Origin of the sequence: Salana multivorans, assembly GCF_003751805.1 — a bacterium.
GTDB classification, from domain to species: domain Bacteria; phylum Actinomycetota; class Actinomycetes; order Actinomycetales; family Beutenbergiaceae; genus Salana; species Salana multivorans.
In genome coordinates this window covers 294,578-311,446 of sequence record NZ_RKHQ01000002.1, presented here as the reverse complement: position 1 = coordinate 311,446, position 16,869 = coordinate 294,578, and the positions used below count along the sequence as shown (strand labels likewise).

Here is a 16,869-nt window from a genome sequence, read left to right as displayed (position 1 = left end):
GACGCGTCAGGGAGCCGCCGGGGCCTCCTCGTCGTCGTTCTCGTCGAGGCGGAACCGCGAGCTGGCCCGCGGCCGGAGCACCGGCGCGACCAGCTCGTGGACCTGGGCGACGTCGAGGCCGGCGAGCTGGTCGAGGAGCGAGCGGACGGCGAGCTGCGCGACGGTCCGGATCGGCTGGGCGACGCTGGACAGCCCGAGCGCCTGCGCGACCGGTGAGTCGTCGAACCCGACCAGTCCGATCGGCGCGCGGAGCGTGCCCCGGGCGATCCGCTCGCGGGCGGTGACGAGCGCCCCGATGGCGAGGGCGTCCGACGCGCACACGACTGCGTCGGCTCCGGCGTCGAACAGCTCCCGCGCGGCGCTCGCGGCGCCGGCGGTCGAGTCGCCGTCGACGAACCGCTCGAGCGGGTCGCCGGCCAGGCCGCGCTCGCTCAGGGCCGCGAGCCAGCCGGCGCGCCGGTCGCGGCCGGACCCGCCCTCGGTCCAGCCGAGGAAGGCGATCCGGCGGTAGCCGAGGTCGGCGAGGTGGGTCGTCGCGTCGCGCTCACCGGCGGCGCCGTCGACGTCGATCCAGGCGTGGGCCGCGTCCGCGTTGCCCCAGGGGCGGCCGAACGCGACGAACGGCACGTCGCGCTCGGTCAGCCAGGCGGTGCGCGGGTCGTCGTCGTCGGTGTCGGTGAGGACGAAGCCGTCGATGTCCGAGGTCGCCATGAGGGAGGCGAAGGCCTCGATCTCGGCCGCGTCGTCCTCGACCGAGAACATGACGACGCGGTACTCCAGGCGCTGCGCCTCCTCGACGAGCGCGTGGAGGAACTGGTCGAGCACCTGGCGGGAGGCGCCGTCGCCGGCGGGGCGCACGGCGAGACCGATCTGGTTGGACCGGCGGGTCCGGAGCTGGCGCGCGGCGTGGTTGCGGCGGTAGCCGCTCGCCTCGATCGCCTCGAGCACGCGGCGGCGGGTGTCGGGCAGCACGAGGTCGGGCGCGTTGAGCACGTTCGAGACCGTCTGCCGGGACACCCCGGCCTGGGCCGCGACGCTCGCGAGCGTCGGACGCTTCTCGGTCACGTCGACCTCCTCCCCTGGTGTTCTCGTCGTCGGCACCCGCGCCGGTCGACCCGCCCCCGCCATCTGCTCCGGGAGACTGTTGCATCGACGCCCCGGTCCGCTACGGTGGTTCTGGTTTGATCGATCAAGTGGCTTGAGATTGCCCGACCCGTGAGAGCGTGTCAAGTGCATCGGCCACAGCGTTACCGAAGCGTCACCGACGCCCGCGCCGAAGGAGTCCCGCCCGATGTCGCTCCAGCCGTTCCTTCACGACCTCCGCCCCGTCGCGGCGGCGCCGACCCAGGTGTGGACCGCGACGGACGGCCAGCTCCGCGCGAGCGGAGCCCAGGGCGTGTACCACGGCGACGTCCGCATGCTCAGCCGGCTGGAGCTCACGATCGCCGGCGGCGAGCCCGAGCCGGTGGCCGCGGGACCAGTCCCCGGCCGGCCGCGCTCGGCCGAGGCCGTCTACGCGGCGCGCGCCGTCGACGGCCCCGGGCCGGACCCGACGGCGCTGCTGCGCCGCACGCTCACGGTCTCCCCCGGCCGCGTCGAGGTGGAGCTCGAGCTCCTGTGCTCGACGGCCGAGCCCGTCACCGGGACGGTCGAGCTGGCGCTCGCGACGGACTTCGCAACGCTCGAGGAGGTCAAGCAGGGGCTCCCGACGACGCCCGCGCGGTTCGGCGTCGACGACTCCCCCGTCGGCTCCCGCCTCACGGCCGGCACGCCCGAGGGCCCCCGCGTCGTCGTCGACGCCCCCGAGGCGTCGGCGAGGCTCGACCCGGACGGCGGAGCGCACCTCGCCTGGACCCTGACGGCGGCGACCGGCGCCCCGGCGCGCGTGCGGGTCGCCATCGAGACCGCGAACCCCGGCGGCGTGGTGCGGGCGCCGGTGAGCGCGGACGTCGAGTGGTCCGTCCCCGTCGTGACCGCCGACGACCCGCGCATCCCGCGCCTGCTGGAGCGGTCCCTCGGCGACCTCGCCGGGCTGCGCCTGTCCTGGGAGCGCGCGCCGCAGGACGTCTTCCTCGCGGCGGGCGCGCCGTGGTTCTTCACGCTCTTCGGGCGCGACTCGCTCTGGGCGGCGCGGCTCCTGCTGCCGCTCGGCACGGACCTCGCCCGCGGCACGCTGCGCACGCTCGCCGCCGGCCAGGGCGTCGTCGACGACCCGCGGACCGCCGAGCAGCCCGGCAAGATCCTGCACGAGGTGCGGGCCGTGCCGCTCGCGCTCGCCGACGGCACGACGCTCCCGCCGCTGTACTACGGGACGGTCGACGCGACGGCGCTGTGGATCTGCCTCCTGCACGACGCGTGGCGCTGGGGCATGGCCGAGGAGGACGTCGCGGCTCTGCTCGACCCGCTCGAGCGCGCGCTCGCCTGGCTGAGCGACCACGGCGACGGCGACGGGGACGGCTTCCTCGACTACATCGACCGGACCGGGACGGGCCTGGCGAACCAGGGCTGGAAGGACTCCGGCGACTCGGTCCAGTGGCGGGACGGGCGGCTGGCGCAGGGCCCGATCGCGCTGAGCGAGGTCCAGGCCTACGCCTACGAGGCCGCGATGGGCGGCGCCGAGCTGCTCGAGCGGTTCGGGCGGCCGGGGGCGCAGCGGTGGCGGACGTGGGCGGCCGATCTCGCGGCGCGCTTCCGGGACCGGTTCTGGACGACCGACGCGGACGGTCCCTACGTCGGGATCGCGCTCGACCGCGACGGGCGGCTGGTCGACTCCGTGACGTCGAACATGGGGCACCTGCTCGGGACCGGGCTGCTCTCCCGCGACGAGGAGGCGGTGCTCGCCGACCGGCTCGTCGCGCCCGACATGTCGTCGGGGTACGGGCTGCGGACGCTGTCGGACGACATGGCCGGCTACTGGCCGCTCGGGTACCACCGCGGGTCGGTCTGGCCGCACGACACGGCGATCGCCATCCTCGGGCTGACCCGCGCCGGCCTGCACGGGCACGCCGCGGTCCTCGCCGACGGGCTGCTCGCCGCGGCGGAGCTGGTCGACTTCCAGTTCCCGGAGCTGTTCGGGGGCGATCCGGCCGCAGCGACGCCCGGCGTCGTCGCCTACCCCGCGGCGTGCCACCCGCAGGCGTGGTCGGCCGCGTCGGCGGTCACCGTCCTGCAGTCGCGGCTCGGGCTGAGCGTCGGGACGGACGGCGCTCCGACCGTCGCGCCGAGCGCCACCCGCGGGGCCGTCTCGGTCAGCGGCGTCGTGTGCGGCGGGCGGACGTGGCGCGTCGAGCGCGACGCCGACGGCGGCGTGCGCGTCACGGACGAGGCGGTCGCCGCGCCGTAGCCGCGCACCGTCGGCGCGCCGCGGCCCCGCGCGCTGCGCGCCGCTGGACGCGCCGCGCTACCAGCGCGGGTGGATCGACGCGCGCAGGTGCTCGTCGTAGACCCGGCGCACGACGGCGTCGAAGGCGTCGACGTCGAAGCCGCTGCCCGGTTCGAGCAGCGCGGCCGCGGCCGCGTTGGACCGGACCTGGCCGGGTGTCCGGGCGCCGGGGATGACCGACGTGACGCCGGGCCGGGAGACGATCCAGGCGAGCGACGCGGCGGCCAGGCCGATCCCGTCCGGCAGGACGGCGGCGAGCTCGCTCGCGCAGCGCAGCCCCGTCTCGTACTCGACCCCGGAGAAGGTCTCGCCCCGGTCGAACGCCTCGCCCCGGCGGTTGAACGTCCGGTGGTCGTCGGCGCCGAAGGTCGTCGCGGGGGTGTAGCGGCCCGACAGCAGCCCGGACGCGAGCGGGACGCGCGCCAGGATCCCGACGCCGGCCGCCCGCGCCGCCGGCAGGACCAGCTCGACCGGCTTGAGTCGGAACGGGTTGAGGATGATCTGCACCGAGGCGACGCCGGGACGCGCGATGGCCGCGAGCGCCTGCTCGCACGTCTCGACCGAGACGCCGTAGGCCGCGATCGAGCCGTCCGCCACCAGGGCGTCGAGCGCGTCGTACACCGCGTCGGAGGCGATGACCTCGCTCGGCGGGCAGTGGAGCTGGACGAGGTCGAGCGTGTCGACGCGAAGGTTCGCGCGCGAGCGGTCGACCCACTGCCGGAAGGCGGGAGCGACGTAGCTCTCCGGCACCTGCGCGGCGCGCCGGCCCATCTTCGTCGCGACGAGCACGTCGCCGCGGACCTCGGGGCGCTCGGCGAGGAACGAGCCGATGAGCGACTCCGACCGGCCGTCGCCGTAGACGTCGGCGGTGTCGAGGAGCGTGACGCCGTCGGCGACCGCCGCGGCCAGGACGGCGATGGCGGCGTCCTCGCTCACCTCGCCCCAGTCGGCACCGAGCTGCCAGGTCCCGAGGCCGACGACGGACACGTTCCGGCCGGTGCGGCCGAACGGACGATTCTCCATGCCCCCAACCTACCCAGCCGGGCGGGCGCACCCCCGCCGGAAGCACGACGAAGCCGCTGCCGGATGGAGGATCTCCATCGCGACAGCGGCTTCGTTCGTGCCGGTCGGTGCCGGCAGCCGTCAGGGGGACGTCCCCGGGCTCAGCGGAGCCCGGCGCGCATCGCTCCTGCCTGGATCAGGACGAACCTGTCCTCCGGGGTACGACGAACGTGTCCGGCGGGGGCGGTCCATCCGTCACGCAGCCAGTTGCGGCGGCGCGAGCGGGGAGACCGCGAGGCCGACACGGATCGCGTGCTCGTGGTGCTCATGGTCATCTCCTTCTCGGTGCTCGGCGTCGGGTCTCGACGCCTCGTCGTCCATCTGTCTCAAGTGTAGAGACGAGACCGTTATGGGTCGAGGGAAATACCGCGAGTCGACCTGTGATCTCGCCGATACTCCGCTGCGCGAGGCGATTCCGGGACCTAGGTCCCGGGGACTACGTTGGAGCGATGGACCTGCAGCGCCCCGTGCCCCCGCCGCCGTACGACCAGCTCCCGCCGGTCCCCTCCTTCGAGGTGACGAGCCGCGATCTCATCGACGGCGCGCCGCTCGGCGACGACTTCGCCGCCGACGGCGGCAACGTCTCCCCGCACCTGGCCTGGTCGGGCTTCCCGCCGCAGACGCAGTCGTTCCTCGTCACCTGCTTCGACCCCGACGCGCCGACGCCCGCCGGCTACTGGCACTGGACCGTCGTCGACCTCGACGCGGCCGTGACCGAGCTGGAGCGCGGCGAGGGGCAGAGCGACCTCACCCTCCCGGGCGCGGCGTTCCACGTCCGGGCCGACGGCGGCGACCACGCCTACGAGGGCGCGGCTCCCCCGCCGGGCGACCGTCCGCACCGGTACGTCTTCGCGGTGCACGCGCTCGACGTCGACACGCTCGAGCTCGAGCCGGAGACGTCGCCGACGGCCGTCTCGTTCACCGCGCTGTTCCACACGATCGCCCGCGGCGTCCTCACCGCCACCTACCAGCGGTAGCGATCGGCCGGTCGGTCCGCGGCCGCGTCGTCGACGCGACCGCGGAGCCGACCCGGGCGGCCGGCGTCACGTCACGTCGCGACGCCAGGTCACCCAGTAGCCGAGGAACGCGGCGCCGACGGCGTATGCGATCAGGATGAGGCCTCCGGCCCACCAGTCCAGCGAGGACGAGCTCGTCCCGAACGACTGGTAGAAGCTCGCGCCAGTGAGCGCGTCGGACGCGGAGCCCGGCAGCACGTTGGCGATCTTGGCCGAGACCTCGTTGAGCATCGCGATCGAGCGCAGCAGCGGCTCGACGAACTGGGTGAGCGCGAGGATGACGACGATCGCGGCCACCTGGTTCCTGATGAGCGCGCCGAACCCGACGCCGATGACGGCCCAGAGCCCCATCCCGACGACCCCGCGGAGCACGAGCAGCCAGGTCTCCCCCGAGCCGAGAGCCGCGTCGCCCCCGGTGGCGGCGATGACCGAGCCGCCCGCCGCCATCGTCCCGAGGAACGCGACGACGCCGAAGACCATGCCGAGCACGAGCTGGACGATGCCCTTGGCCAGGAGCGCCACCCCGCGGTGGGGAACGACGAGGAACGTCGGCGTCAGGGTCTGGTGGCGGAACTCCCCGGTCACCGAGAGCGCGCCGAGCACGAGCGGGAACACGTACCCCATCGTCACGGCGAGGGAGTAGACCATGTGGGCGAGCGCGGTGTCGCCGAGCGGCAGCCCCATCTCCTCGTCTCCGGCGAAGGAGAAGGCGGCCCCGAGGGAGAGACCGATGAACGCCATGTAGACCAGCGTCACGATGGCGAGGATCCACCACATGCGCGTCGTGGTCACCTTGAGGACCTCGGCGCGGATCGCATCGAGCAGTCTCATCGCTCGCCTCCCGTCATCCGCAGGAACAGCTCTTCGAGGCCGCCGCCGAGCGGCGCGAGCAGGTGCAGCTCCTGGCCCGCCCGGAACGCGACCTGCCCGACGGTCTCGGGCATCGCGTCCACCAGCAGCTCGCCGCCGCCGTCGCGGACGCCGATGCCGGCCGCGGTGAGCGCCGCCGCGAGCGCCGCGGCGTCCGCGGCCCGCACGCGCGTCGTGACCTGCTCCCGCGAGGCCAGCTCCTCCAGCGTCCCGGAGTAGACCAGCCGGCCGTTCGCCAGCACGACGACGTCGTCGACCATCTGCTGCACCTCGGCGAGCAGGTGGGAGGAGACGAGGACGGTGCGCCCCGTGCCGGCGAACGCGCGGAGGAACTCACGCGTCCAGCGGATGCCCTCCGGGTCGAGGCCGTTCGTCGGCTCGTCGAGGACGAGCACGTCCGGGTCGCCGAGCAGCGCGGCGGCGAGGCCGAGCCGCTGGCGCATCCCGAGGGAATAGCCGCCGACGCGACGGTCGGCGTACGTCGTCATGCCGACCATCTGGAGCACGACGTCGACGCGCCCGGCGTCGATGCCGCCGCCGGCGGCGTGGACGCGGAGGAAGTCGCGCGCCGAGCGGCCCGGGTGGAAGCTCGCCGCCTCGAGCGCGGCACCGACGGTGCCGAGCGGGCTCGGCAGGTCGCCGTAGCGGGCGCCGCCGAAGGTCGCCGACCCCGCCGTGGCGGTGACGAGGCCGAGCAGGATGCGCAGCGTCGTCGTCTTCCCAGCCCCGTTGGGGCCGAGGAAGCCGGTGACGCGGCCGGGTCGGACGGTGAAGGTGAGGTCCTCGACGGCGCTCACCTCGCCGAAACGTTTGGTGACGCCTTGTATCTCGATGCTCACGGGCATGACTCGACCCTAGGCGAGCCGGCGCACCGGCCACCTCCCCCGCGAGGCGGAGACGCTCAGCGGTGCAGCGCCTTGCGGGCGAGGACGTTGGCCAGGAGCTGCGCGAGCTGGACGATGCCGATGATGACGACGACCACGAAGAACGTGACCGGCCAGTTGAACTGCTGGTAGCCGTACTTGATGGCGAAGTCACCGAGCCCGCCGCCCCCGACCATGCCCGCCATGGCCGACATGTCGATGACGCCGACGAACAGGAACGCGTAGCCGAGGATGAGCGGGGCCAGTGCCTCCGGGATGAGCACCGTCGTGATGATGCGCATCGTCCCGGCACCCATCGCGCGGGCGGCCTCGATGACGCCGGGATCGATCGAGAGCAGGTTCTGCTCGACCAGGCGCGAGAACGCGAACCCCGCCATGAGCAGCATCGGGAACGTCGCGCCGGCGGTGCCGATCGTCGTCCCGACGACGGCCTTGGTCACGGGGAACAGCACGAACAGGAAGATGATGAACGGGATCGGGCGGACGATGTTGACGAGCACGTTGAGTCCCGTGAACACCCCCGTGCTGGCGCGCATCCCGCCGCGCCGGGACAGGTAGAGGCCGATCCCGAGGACGAGCCCGATCAGCCCGCCGACGAGCATCGTCCAGCCGACCATGAAGCCGGTCTCGGCGACCGCCTTCCAGAACGGCGGTCCGAGGCGTTCCCAGTTCATCGCGTCCCCTCCGTCCATGGCGGCGGCGTCGGGTCGGCCGCCGTCCCCAGGTCCGTCGCCCCCATCGCGAGGGTGAGGTAGCCGACCAGCTCCTCCACCCGCGCCGGGTCGCCGTCGAGCTCGATCGTGAGCGAGCCGAACGGCCGCTCCGCCACCTCGGAGATGCCGCCGTAGATGATCGACCCCTCGACGTCGAACTCCCGCAGCGTCTTCGTCAGGTACCCGCCGGACCCGCCGTCGGACCGCATCCGGACCAGGACGAGCCGGCCGGGGTGGCGGTGGCGCAGCCGCTGGAGCACGTCCGGCGTCGGGGTGTCGTGCAGCGCGGAGCCGACGAACCGGGCCGTCGCCGGGTGGCTCGGGTCGGCGAAGACGCGGTAGGCGTCGCCAACCTCGACGATCCGGCCGCGCTCCATGACCGCGACGCGGTGGCACAGGGCGCGGACGACGTCCATCTCGTGCGTGATGACGACGATGGTGACGCCGAGCTCGGCGTTGACGCGGCGCAGGACGGCGAGCACGTCCGCCGTCGTCTCCGGGTCGAGCGCACTCGTCGACTCGTCCGCGAGGAGGAGCTGCGGCGACGTCGCGAGCGCGCGGGCGATCCCGACGCGCTGCTTCTGCCCGCCCGAGAGCTGGGACGGGTAGGCGCCGGCCTTGTCGGCCAGGCCGACGAAGTCGAGCAGCTCGGCCACCCGACGCTCGCGCTCGGCCCGGGGCACCCCGGCCAGCCGGAGCGGGTAGGCGACGTTCCCGGCGACCGTGCGGGAGGCGAACAGGTTGAACTGCTGGAAGATCATCCCGATGCCGGCGCGGACCCGGCGCAGCTTCCGCTCGGGCAGGCCGGTGATCTGCGTCCCGGCGACCGTGATGGTGCCGGCGGTGGCGGGCTCGAGGGCGTTGATGAGCCGGACGAGCGTGCTCTTCCCCGCGCCGGAGTAGCCGATGATGCCGAAGACCTCGCCCTGGTGGATGTCAAGGGTGACGTCCTCGACGGCGGCGACGGGCGCGTCAGCGCGGCGCCCCGGAAAGCTCTTCGAGACGCCGCGCAGACTGACGATGGACGTGGGCAAGATCAGCTCGCCGGCGCGTTCGCCTCGATGTCGGCCAGGATCTGCTGCAGCTCGGCCGCCGGGGTGTCGACGAAGATCGCCAGGCCGCCCGAGTCCTCCGTCACGGCCGCCTCGACCTCGGGGTCGTGCCAGATCTCGACGAGCTTGAGGTAGTCCGCGTCGTCCTTGTCCTCGGCGCGGGCGACGAAGATGTTGATGTAGGGCTTGATCGCATCGCCGGTCGGGTCGTCCGGGTAGACGATGTCGTCGTCCGTGAGACCGGCCTTCGAGACGAAGTCGTTGTTGATGACGGCGGCCTGGACGCTGCCGCCCTGAAGGTTGGTCGCGGTCTGCGCGGCGTCGACCGGCACGACCTCGACGCGGGAGCCCGGCAGGACGTCGGCCTCGGTCGAGAACGAGTTGCCGCCGTCGGCGAGCTCGATGAGCCCGGCCTGCTGCAGGTTGAGCAGGGCGCGGGCGAGGTTCGTCGCGTCGTTCGGCACGGCGATCGTGGCGCCGTCGGGGATCTCCTCGACGCTCGCGTACTCCAGCGAGTACAGGTTGAGCGGGTAGACGGCCGTGGCCCCGATCGGCTGCAGGTCCGACCCGGTGTTGACGTTGAAGTCGGCGAGGAACTGCAGGTGCTGGAACTGGTTGAGGTCCAGCTCGCCGTCGGCGAGCGCGCGGTTGGGCACCTGGTAGTCGGAGAAGTCGACGATCTCGACCTGGAGCCCCTCGGCCGCCGCCTTCTCCTTGAAGACCGTCCACTGGGAGTCCGCGGCGCCGACGACGCCGATCCGGATGGTGTCGCCGCCGCTGGCCCCGTCGGAGCCGTCCTTCCCGTCGCCGGCGCACGCGGTCATCAGGAGCGCCACGATGGTTGCGGGTGCGAGCAGCTTGACGAGACGACGTGACGTCATGATGGTGGACTTCCTTCGGTTCGAGGCCGGCTGGCCGGGCGAGACGACGTCGAGCCTGCGACTCGTGACCCCCTCCCCGCAAACCGACGCGGATCGTCTCGGATGCCGAGACGCGGTCGGCCTAGGATCGAGCCGTGACGCAGCCGCCCCCGCCCGTTGCCCCCGCCGAGGCCGAGCGGCTCTCGCGGCGGGTCCTCACGATCCCGAACGCGATCTCGTTCGCCCGGCTCGTCGTGCTGCTCCCGCTCGCCATGGCGCTCCTGCTCACGCAGCACTGGTGGTGGGCGCTCGGCACGCTCGTCGTGCTCGGCGGGAGCGACTGGCTCGACGGCTTCCTCGCCCGGCGCCTGGACCAGCGGACCCTGCTGGGGACGCGGCTCGACCCGGTCGCGGACCGCATCTCGATCATCGGCGTCAGCCTCGTGCTCGCCATCGGCGGCGTGCTGCCGTGGTGGGCCCTCGTCGCGATCGCGGCGGTCGACCTCGTCCTGCTCCTCCTCGCCGCGACCTGGTTCCGCGGGTCGCCCGACCTGCCCGTGAGCCGGATCGGGAAGTGGCGCACGGCCGCGCTGTTCGTCGCGCTGCCCACGCTCATCGTCGCGGCCGGGACCGACCTCGGCTGGCTGCGGCTGGTCGGGCTCGGGCTGCTGGTCGTCGGCGTCCTCGGGCACGTCGTGGCCGGGACGGGGTACGCCGTCGGGATGGCCCGGATCGCCCGTCGCCGCCGCGCCTAGTCGCTGCCCGTTAGCCGCGGCGGGTGGCCCAGAACGCGACCGCGCTCGCGGCGGCCACGTTGAGCGAGTCGACACCGTGCCCCATCGGGATGCGCACGATGACGTCGCTCGCCGCCACCGTGGCCGGCTTGAGGCCGTGCCCCTCGGCGCCGAGGACGAGAGCCAGCCGCTCGGGCGGGTCGGCCGCCAGCTCGTCCAGCGTCACGGCGTCGTCCGCGAGCGCGAGCGACGCGGTGACGAACCCGTGCGCGCGCAGCACGTCGATGCCGCCGGGCCAGGGGTCGATCCTGGTCCACGGGACCTGGAACACGGTCCCCATCGAGACGCGGACGCTGCGCCGGTAGAGCGGGTCGGCGCACCGCGGCGTCACGAGCACCGCGTCGACGCCCAGCCCGGCGGCCGAGCGGAACGCCGCCCCGACGTTCGTGTGGTCGACCACGTCCTCGAGCACCGCGACGCGGTGCGCCCCGGCGAGCACGTCGGCGAGGTGGGGCAGCTCCGGCCGGTGCATGGCGGCCAGCGCACCCCGGTGCAGGTGGAACCCCGTGAGCTCCTCGAGCACGGGCTCGGGCGCGACGTACACGGGCGCGTCCGGGTGCGCGCGCAGCACGTCGGCCATCGAGTCGAGCCACCGCGGCGCCATGAGGAACGAGCGCGGCCGGTGGCCGGCCGCCAGCGCGCGGCGGATGACGTTCGACGACTCGGCCATGTAGAGCCCGGCCTCCGGCTCGTACCGGGTCCGCAGCGCGACGTCGGTGAGGCCGGTGTACTCCGCGACCCGGGGGTCGGCGACGTCGGTCAGCTCGACGACCGGGAGCGACGACGCGGTCACTCCGCCTCGTCGTTCCCGCCGGCGAACTGGCTCTGGTACAGCCGCGCGTAGGGCCCGTCGAGCTTCAGCAGCTCAGCGTGGACGCCCTGCTCGACGATGTGCCCGCCCTCCATGACGACGATCGTGTCGGCCCCGGTGATGGTCGAGAGCCGGTGCGCGATGACGAACGACGTCCGCCCGACGCGCAGCGCGTTCATCGCCTTCTGCACGAGCACCTCGGTGCGCGTGTCGACCGAGCTCGTGGCCTCGTCGAGGATGAGGATCGGCGGGTCGGCGACGAAGGCGCGGGCGATCGTGACGAGCTGCCGCTCGCCGGCCGACAGCGTGCCGGCCTCGCCCCCGATGACCGTGTCGTAGCCGTCCGGGAGCATCCGGACGAAGTCGTCGACGTGCGTGGCGACCGCCGCGCGCATCATCAGCTCGCGCTGCTCGGGCGTGACCGTCTCCCCCGGCACGGTGGCCAGGGGGTAGACGATGTTCTCCGCGATCGTGCCCTCGAACAGCCAGGCGTCCTGGAGCACCATCCCGATGTTGCCGCGCAGCCCGGCCCTGGTGAGCTGGCGGGTCTCGACGTCGTCCAGCGTGATCGCGCCGCCCTGGATGTCGTAGAACCGCATGAGCAGGTTGACCAGCGTCGTCTTGCCCGCGCCGGTGGGTCCGACGATCGCGACCGTCTGGCCCGGGGTGGCGAGCAGGTCGAGATCCTCGATCAGCGGCTTGTCCTGGCTGTAGGAGAAGTCGACGTTCGAGAACTGCACCCGACCCTGGACGTGATCGAGCTCCGCGGCCGCCTCCGGCTCCGGGTCGGGCGTCTCGTCGGGGGCGTCGAGGAGGGCGTACACCCGCTCGGCCGAGGCGGCGCCGGACTGGAGCATGTTCATCATCGCCGCGATCTGCGTGATCGGCTGGGTGAACTGGCGCGAGTACTGGATGAACGCCTGGACGTCGCCGATCGACATCGTGCCCGATGCGACGCGCAGCCCGCCGAGCACCGCGATCGACACGTAGGAGAGGTTGGCGACGAAGCCCATCGCCGGCTGGATCGTGCCGGAGATGAACTGCGCCTTGAACGAGGACGTGAACAGGTCGCCGTTGCGCTGGTCGAAGACCTTCTGCGACTGCGCCTGCTGGCCGTAGACCTTGACGAGCGAGTGGCCGGTGTACATCTCCTCGATGTGGCCGTTGAGCTCCCCGGTCGTGCGCCACTGCGCGATGAACTGGGGCTGCGAGCGCTTGGCGATGAGCGTCGTGACGACGGCGGAGACGGGCACCGCGACGAGCGCGACGAGGGCGAGCACCGGCGAGATCCAGAACATCATGCCGAGCACGCCGACGACGGTGAGGACGGAGGTGACGAGCTGCGCGAGCGTCTGGCTCAGCGTCTGCGCGAGGTTGTCGATGTCGTTGGTGACGCGGGAGAGCACCTCGCCGCGCGTGTGCGAGTCGATGTAGGACAGCGGCAGCCTGGTCAGCTTGCGCGAGACCTCGGCGCGCATCCGGTACATGGTCTTCTGGACGATGATCGCCGTGATCCGCGCCTGCATCCAGCCGAGGAACCACGCGCCGACGTAGACCCCGAGCACCCAGGCGAGCGTCGTGAGCAGGAGGCGGGTGTCGAGGGACTGCCCCGGCACGAAGTCGACCGCGCCCAGCATGTCGGCGAACCGGTCCTGCCCGGCCGCCCGGAGCGCCTCGATCGCCTGCTCCCGCGTCGTGCCGGCCGGGAACTGCTGCCCGACCACCTGCGCGACCCACGCGCCGAACACGAGGTTGGTCGCGTTGCCGAGCAGCTTCGGCCCGAGCACCGAGAGGACGACGGAGACGGCGCCGATGACGACGGACGTCCACAGCGCGATGCGGTGCGGGCGCATCTCGTGCAGCAGCCGCTTGAGGGTGCCGACGAGGTCCAGCGGCTTCTCGGCCGGCATGCCCATCCCGCCGCCCGGGCCGCGACGGTTGCTCTGGCTCGCCCGGACGACGCTGGCGTCGTCCTTGCCGGGCGGCGTCGGCGCGTCGGCCGCGCCCGGCACGACCGAGACCCCCTCCCCCGAGGCCGTCCGCGCGGCGCCCACCGGGCCGTTCGCCGGGACGTCGCCCGTCGGGTTCTGCCCGCCCACCGGGTTCTCCCCGCTCACCGGGCCTCCTCCAGGCTCATCTGGGACTCCACGATCTCGCGGTAGGTCTCCGAGGACTCCAACAGCTCCGGGTGCGTCCCGCGCGCGACGATCCGGCCCTTCTCCAGGACGAGGATCTCGTGCGCGTGCCGGATGGTCGAGACGCGCTGGGCGACGACAATGACGCTGGACTCGCGGGTGACGGCCGCGAGCGCTGCGCGCAGGGCGGCGTCGGTGGCGTAGTCGAGCGCTGAGAACGAGTCGTCGAACAGGTACACCCGTGGTCGGTGGGCGATGGCCCGCGCGATGGAGAGACGTTGACGCTGTCCACCCGAGACGTTCGTCCCGCCCTGGGCGATCGGCGCATCGAGGCCGCCGAGCTCGCGGACGAAGTCGGCGGCCTGCGCCACCTCGAGCACGTCCCACAGCTCCTCGTCGGTCGCGTCGGGCCGGCCGAACCGCAGGTTGCTGGCGACGGTGCCGCTGAACAGGAACGACTTCTGCGGGACGATCCCGACCAGCTCCGACAGCACCTGCGGGTCGAGGTCGCGCACGTCGACCCCGTCGATCGACACCGTGCCGTCGGTCGCGTCGAACAGGCGCGGGACCAGGCCGACGAGCGTCGACTTGCCCGAGCCGGTCGCGCCGATGATCGCCGTCGTCCGGCCGGGCTCGGCGGTGAAGGTCAGCTCCTCCAGCACGGCCTCGGCCGCCCCGGGGTAGGAGAACCAGACGTTCTCGAACCGGACCCGGCCTTCGAGGACCCGCGGCGTCACGGGCTTCGCGGGCGGCACGACGGTCGGCTGGGAGTCGAGCACGGCCGTGATCCGGTCGGCCGAGACGACGGCGCGCGGCGCGAGCATCGTCATCATCGAGCTCATCATGACCGCCATGAGGATGTACATGATGTAGCTGAGGAACGCGGTGAGGGCGCCGACCTCCATCGTGCCGTCGTTCACGAGGTTCCCGCCGAACCACAGGATCGCAACGGTCGACGCGTTCATGACGAGCATGACCGTCGGGAACATGAGCGCCATGAGCTTGCCGGTCTTGACCGAGACGTCGAGCAGGTTGCCGTTCGCGAGGCCGTACCGCAGCTGCTCGTAGTCGTCCCGGACGAACGCCCGGATCACCCGGATGCCGGTGATCTGCTCGCGCATGACGCCGTTGACGGCGTCGATCCGGGTCTGCATCTGCCGGAAGTACGGCACCATCCGCATGACGATGAGCCCGATCACGATGATGAGCACGGGCACGATGACGAGCAGCACCGCCGAGAGCCTGACGTTCTCCTGCAGCGCGAGGATGACGCCGCCGACCAGCATGATCGGCGCCATCACGATGATCGTGAGCGTCATCATGACGAACATCTGCACCTGCTGGACGTCGTTCGTCGTGCGCGTGATGAGCGAGGGCGTGCCGAGCTCGCGCATCTCCTGCTCGCTGAACCGCTGGACGCGCTCGAACAGGCTCGCCCGCAGGTCGCGCCCGACCGCCATCGCGGTCCGGGCGCCGAAGTACACGGCCACCACCGCGGCGACCGCCTGGCCGAACGTCACGGCGAGCATGACGCCGCCGAGGCGCCAGATCTGGCCGACGTCACCGGCGGCGACACCCTCGTCGATGATGCGGCCGTTGAGGTTCGGCAGCCAGAGCGTCGCGAGCGTCTGCAGGAGCTGGAGCACGAGCACGATCCAGATGAAGCCCCAGTAGGGCTTCAGCGACGTGCGGAGCAGTCGGAAGAACACATGCAGACGCTACGCCACAAAGACTCGGGCGCGACCCCGCGCAGCCGCGCCGGATTCAGCCCTGCGCGAGGCGCCGCACGAACGTCTGGCCACCGCCGTCCGGCGGCAGCGCGTCGAAGCCGACCCGCGGGTAGAAGGCGAGCGCCCCGGCGTTCGCGGTGCCGGCCGTCGCGTGGACACCGGCGATCCCGCGCGCGGCGAGCTCGGCGCACAGCAGGTCCATGAGCGCCCGGCCGGCGCCCCGGCCCTGCGTCACCGGCAGCAGGTCGATGTGCAGGTGCGCCGGTGCGCCATCGGGCGCCCAGGCGTCCGGCCCCTGCTCGCCCCGCCCGAGGAGCTGACGCTCGAGCGCGTGGGCCGCGTCGTCGGGAACCTCCGAGGCGCGCGGGCGACCCAGTGAGGGCCACCACTCGCGGGAGAACCACTCGGCGAACGCCGCGGTGTCGTCCGTCGCGACGATGTAGCCAGCCGCGTCGCTCGCGTCGTCGAGCTCGACGACGAAGGCGAGGTCGGGGTGACGCTCGAGGTAGGGCAGCAGGTAGATGTCGGCCCAGAGGCGGTCGTCGGGCAGCAGCCCGGTCGCGTCGGAGCCGGCGTCCGCGGTGCGGACGCACACGTCGACCAGAGCGTCGGTGTCGGCGGGACGGAAGGCGCGCAGCCGCGCCGTCGAGGAGGCCATGCCCCCGATCGTAGGCACCGCCGGCTAGCCGTGCGCGACGATCGCGCCGACCCAGATCGCCGCGACGGAGACCAGCACGGTCATGACGATCTCGACGACGCCGATCGCCTTGACCGACAGGTCCCGGCGACGCGTCACGATCCACCAGGCGCGCAGCGCGAGCACGACCGCGACGCCGACGAGGAACCAGCCGGCAGCACCCAGGTGGCCGAGCAGCGTCCACACCACGGCCGCCGGGACGAGCACCGCGTGGTACCAGACGTCCGCCCGGCTCACCCACGGTCGGCGCCGCTCCCGGATGAGGGCCTTGACGTGGACGATCGTCCCGGCGAAGTAGAGCAGGAGGACGACAGCGCGCTCCCACGCACCCGGCACGTCGAGGCCGAGCGGCGGCCACGCGAACGGTGCCGGGGCGATGGTGAGGACGGCGACGGACGGGTCGTCGGCCAGCCAGACGCCGGAGCGCCGGCCGGTGAGGCCGGCCGAGACCAGCGTGAGGCACGAGCCGAGCACGACCAGGACGATGTCGTTCCACCACGTCCGGTCGGAGCGGCGCGCGGAGGCCAGCAGGCTCAGCGCCACCGCTGGCACGAACACCCAGCTCCAGGACAGCAGCCGCGGCTCGAGGGCGACCAGCCACGCGACCAGCGCCGCCGTCACGAGCGTGTGCACGAGCGCGGCGGTCCGGTAGCGCGCGCGGCGTCCCGACTTGAGCCAGAGCCCGACGGCGTAGAGCGCGCAGAACCCGGTGAGCGCGCTGACCAGCAGGAGCAGCGTGCGCCAGGTGAGGAACGGCCAGGCGCCGACCAGCACGGGGGCGAGCAGCATGGCCCACGCCCCGTGCTGGTTCGGCACCCACCCCGACCCCGGACGCCGACGAGCCCGGCCGCGCGCGGGGCGCG

At 73.0% G+C, this 16,869-nt stretch carries 16 protein-coding genes; 3 read left to right on the top strand and 13 right to left on the bottom strand.

The genetic code is table 11. The annotated features are described in order from the left end of the window. Window positions 1-6 precede the first annotated feature (6 nt). Complete coding sequence (locus EDD28_RS13670) at window positions 7-1,065, bottom strand: LacI family DNA-binding transcriptional regulator (RefSeq protein WP_245968086.1); 1,059 nt, start codon at window positions 1,063-1,065, stop codon at window positions 7-9. 226 nt (window positions 1,066-1,291) lie between these two features. Here EDD28_RS13670 and EDD28_RS13665 point away from each other — a divergent pair, with 226 nt between their 5' ends. Next, on the top strand, window positions 1,292-3,343 hold the full coding sequence (locus tag EDD28_RS13665) for a glycogen debranching N-terminal domain-containing protein (RefSeq protein ID WP_123740333.1): 2,052 nt from the start codon (window positions 1,292-1,294) through the stop codon (window positions 3,341-3,343). 57 nt (window positions 3,344-3,400) lie between these two features. Here EDD28_RS13665 and EDD28_RS13660 read toward each other — a convergent pair whose 3' ends face one another. Together EDD28_RS13660 and EDD28_RS18115 are read right to left on the bottom strand one after the other, a co-directional pair. Then, window positions 3,401-4,405 (bottom strand): aldo/keto reductase, encoded by a 1,005-nt coding sequence (locus EDD28_RS13660; protein WP_123740332.1) that lies wholly within the window; start codon window positions 4,403-4,405, stop codon window positions 3,401-3,403. A 234-nt stretch (window positions 4,406-4,639) separates the two neighbouring features. After that, window positions 4,640-4,765: a hypothetical protein gene (locus EDD28_RS18115; RefSeq protein ID WP_281272571.1), complete on the bottom strand. Its 126-nt coding sequence runs from the start codon at window positions 4,763-4,765 to the stop codon at window positions 4,640-4,642. Between the two features lie 128 nt (window positions 4,766-4,893). Between EDD28_RS18115 and EDD28_RS13655 the strand changes: the two genes are divergently transcribed. Continuing rightward, window positions 4,894-5,421, top strand: a complete 528-nt coding sequence (locus EDD28_RS13655; protein WP_123740331.1) for a YbhB/YbcL family Raf kinase inhibitor-like protein — start codon at window positions 4,894-4,896, stop codon at window positions 5,419-5,421. A 66-nt stretch (window positions 5,422-5,487) separates the two neighbouring features. Here EDD28_RS13655 and EDD28_RS13650 read toward each other — a convergent pair whose 3' ends face one another. From EDD28_RS13650 to EDD28_RS13630, 5 genes are read right to left on the bottom strand one after another with little or no spacing between them, the layout of a single operon-like run. Further along, window positions 5,488-6,291, bottom strand: a complete 804-nt coding sequence (locus tag EDD28_RS13650) for an ABC transporter permease (RefSeq protein WP_123740330.1) — start codon at window positions 6,289-6,291, stop codon at window positions 5,488-5,490. After that, window positions 6,288-7,175 (bottom strand): ATP-binding cassette domain-containing protein, encoded by an 888-nt coding sequence (locus tag EDD28_RS13645; RefSeq protein WP_123740329.1) that lies wholly within the window; start codon window positions 7,173-7,175, stop codon window positions 6,288-6,290. The genes EDD28_RS13650 and EDD28_RS13645 overlap by 4 nt, the downstream gene beginning before the upstream one ends. Window positions 7,176-7,231: 56 nt before the next feature. Beyond that, the gene (locus tag EDD28_RS13640) at window positions 7,232-7,888 is read right to left on the bottom strand and encodes a methionine ABC transporter permease (RefSeq protein WP_123740328.1); all 657 of its coding nucleotides are present in this window, start codon (window positions 7,886-7,888) and stop codon (window positions 7,232-7,234) included. Further along, complete coding sequence (locus EDD28_RS13635) at window positions 7,885-8,967, bottom strand: methionine ABC transporter ATP-binding protein (RefSeq protein ID WP_425469988.1); 1,083 nt, start codon at window positions 8,965-8,967, stop codon at window positions 7,885-7,887. Before EDD28_RS13635 ends, EDD28_RS13640 begins: the two co-directional genes overlap by 4 nt. Continuing rightward, window positions 8,964-9,860, bottom strand: a complete 897-nt coding sequence (locus tag EDD28_RS13630; RefSeq protein WP_123740326.1) for a MetQ/NlpA family ABC transporter substrate-binding protein — start codon at window positions 9,858-9,860, stop codon at window positions 8,964-8,966. Before EDD28_RS13630 ends, EDD28_RS13635 begins: the two co-directional genes overlap by 4 nt. Window positions 9,861-9,994: 134 nt before the next feature. Between EDD28_RS13630 and EDD28_RS13625 the strand changes: the two genes are divergently transcribed. Next, on the top strand, window positions 9,995-10,594 hold the full coding sequence (locus EDD28_RS13625; RefSeq protein WP_123740325.1) for a CDP-alcohol phosphatidyltransferase family protein: 600 nt from the start codon (window positions 9,995-9,997) through the stop codon (window positions 10,592-10,594). A gap of 10 nt (window positions 10,595-10,604) precedes the next feature. Here the strand turns inward: EDD28_RS13625 and EDD28_RS13620 are convergent, their stop codons facing one another. The 5 genes from EDD28_RS13620 to EDD28_RS13600 all read right to left on the bottom strand — a co-directional run bounded on the left by EDD28_RS13620 (window position 10,605) and on the right by EDD28_RS13600 (window position 16,795). Beyond that, window positions 10,605-11,426: a TrmH family RNA methyltransferase gene (locus EDD28_RS13620; protein WP_123740324.1), complete on the bottom strand. Its 822-nt coding sequence runs from the start codon at window positions 11,424-11,426 to the stop codon at window positions 10,605-10,607. Then, a complete protein-coding gene (locus EDD28_RS13615; RefSeq protein ID WP_123740914.1) occupies window positions 11,423-13,354 on the bottom strand; it encodes an ABC transporter ATP-binding protein in 1,932 nt (643 codons plus the stop codon). Before EDD28_RS13615 ends, EDD28_RS13620 begins: the two co-directional genes overlap by 4 nt. A gap of 203 nt (window positions 13,355-13,557) precedes the next feature. Continuing rightward, window positions 13,558-15,288, bottom strand: a complete 1,731-nt coding sequence (locus EDD28_RS13610) for an ABC transporter ATP-binding protein (protein WP_123740323.1) — start codon at window positions 15,286-15,288, stop codon at window positions 13,558-13,560. A gap of 55 nt (window positions 15,289-15,343) precedes the next feature. Further along, window positions 15,344-15,967 (bottom strand): GNAT family N-acetyltransferase, encoded by a 624-nt coding sequence (locus tag EDD28_RS13605; protein WP_123740322.1) that lies wholly within the window; start codon window positions 15,965-15,967, stop codon window positions 15,344-15,346. Window positions 15,968-15,991: 24 nt separating this feature from the next. Further along, the gene (locus tag EDD28_RS13600; RefSeq protein WP_148059629.1) at window positions 15,992-16,795 is read right to left on the bottom strand and encodes a YwiC-like family protein; all 804 of its coding nucleotides are present in this window, start codon (window positions 16,793-16,795) and stop codon (window positions 15,992-15,994) included. Window positions 16,796-16,869 lie beyond the last annotated feature (74 nt).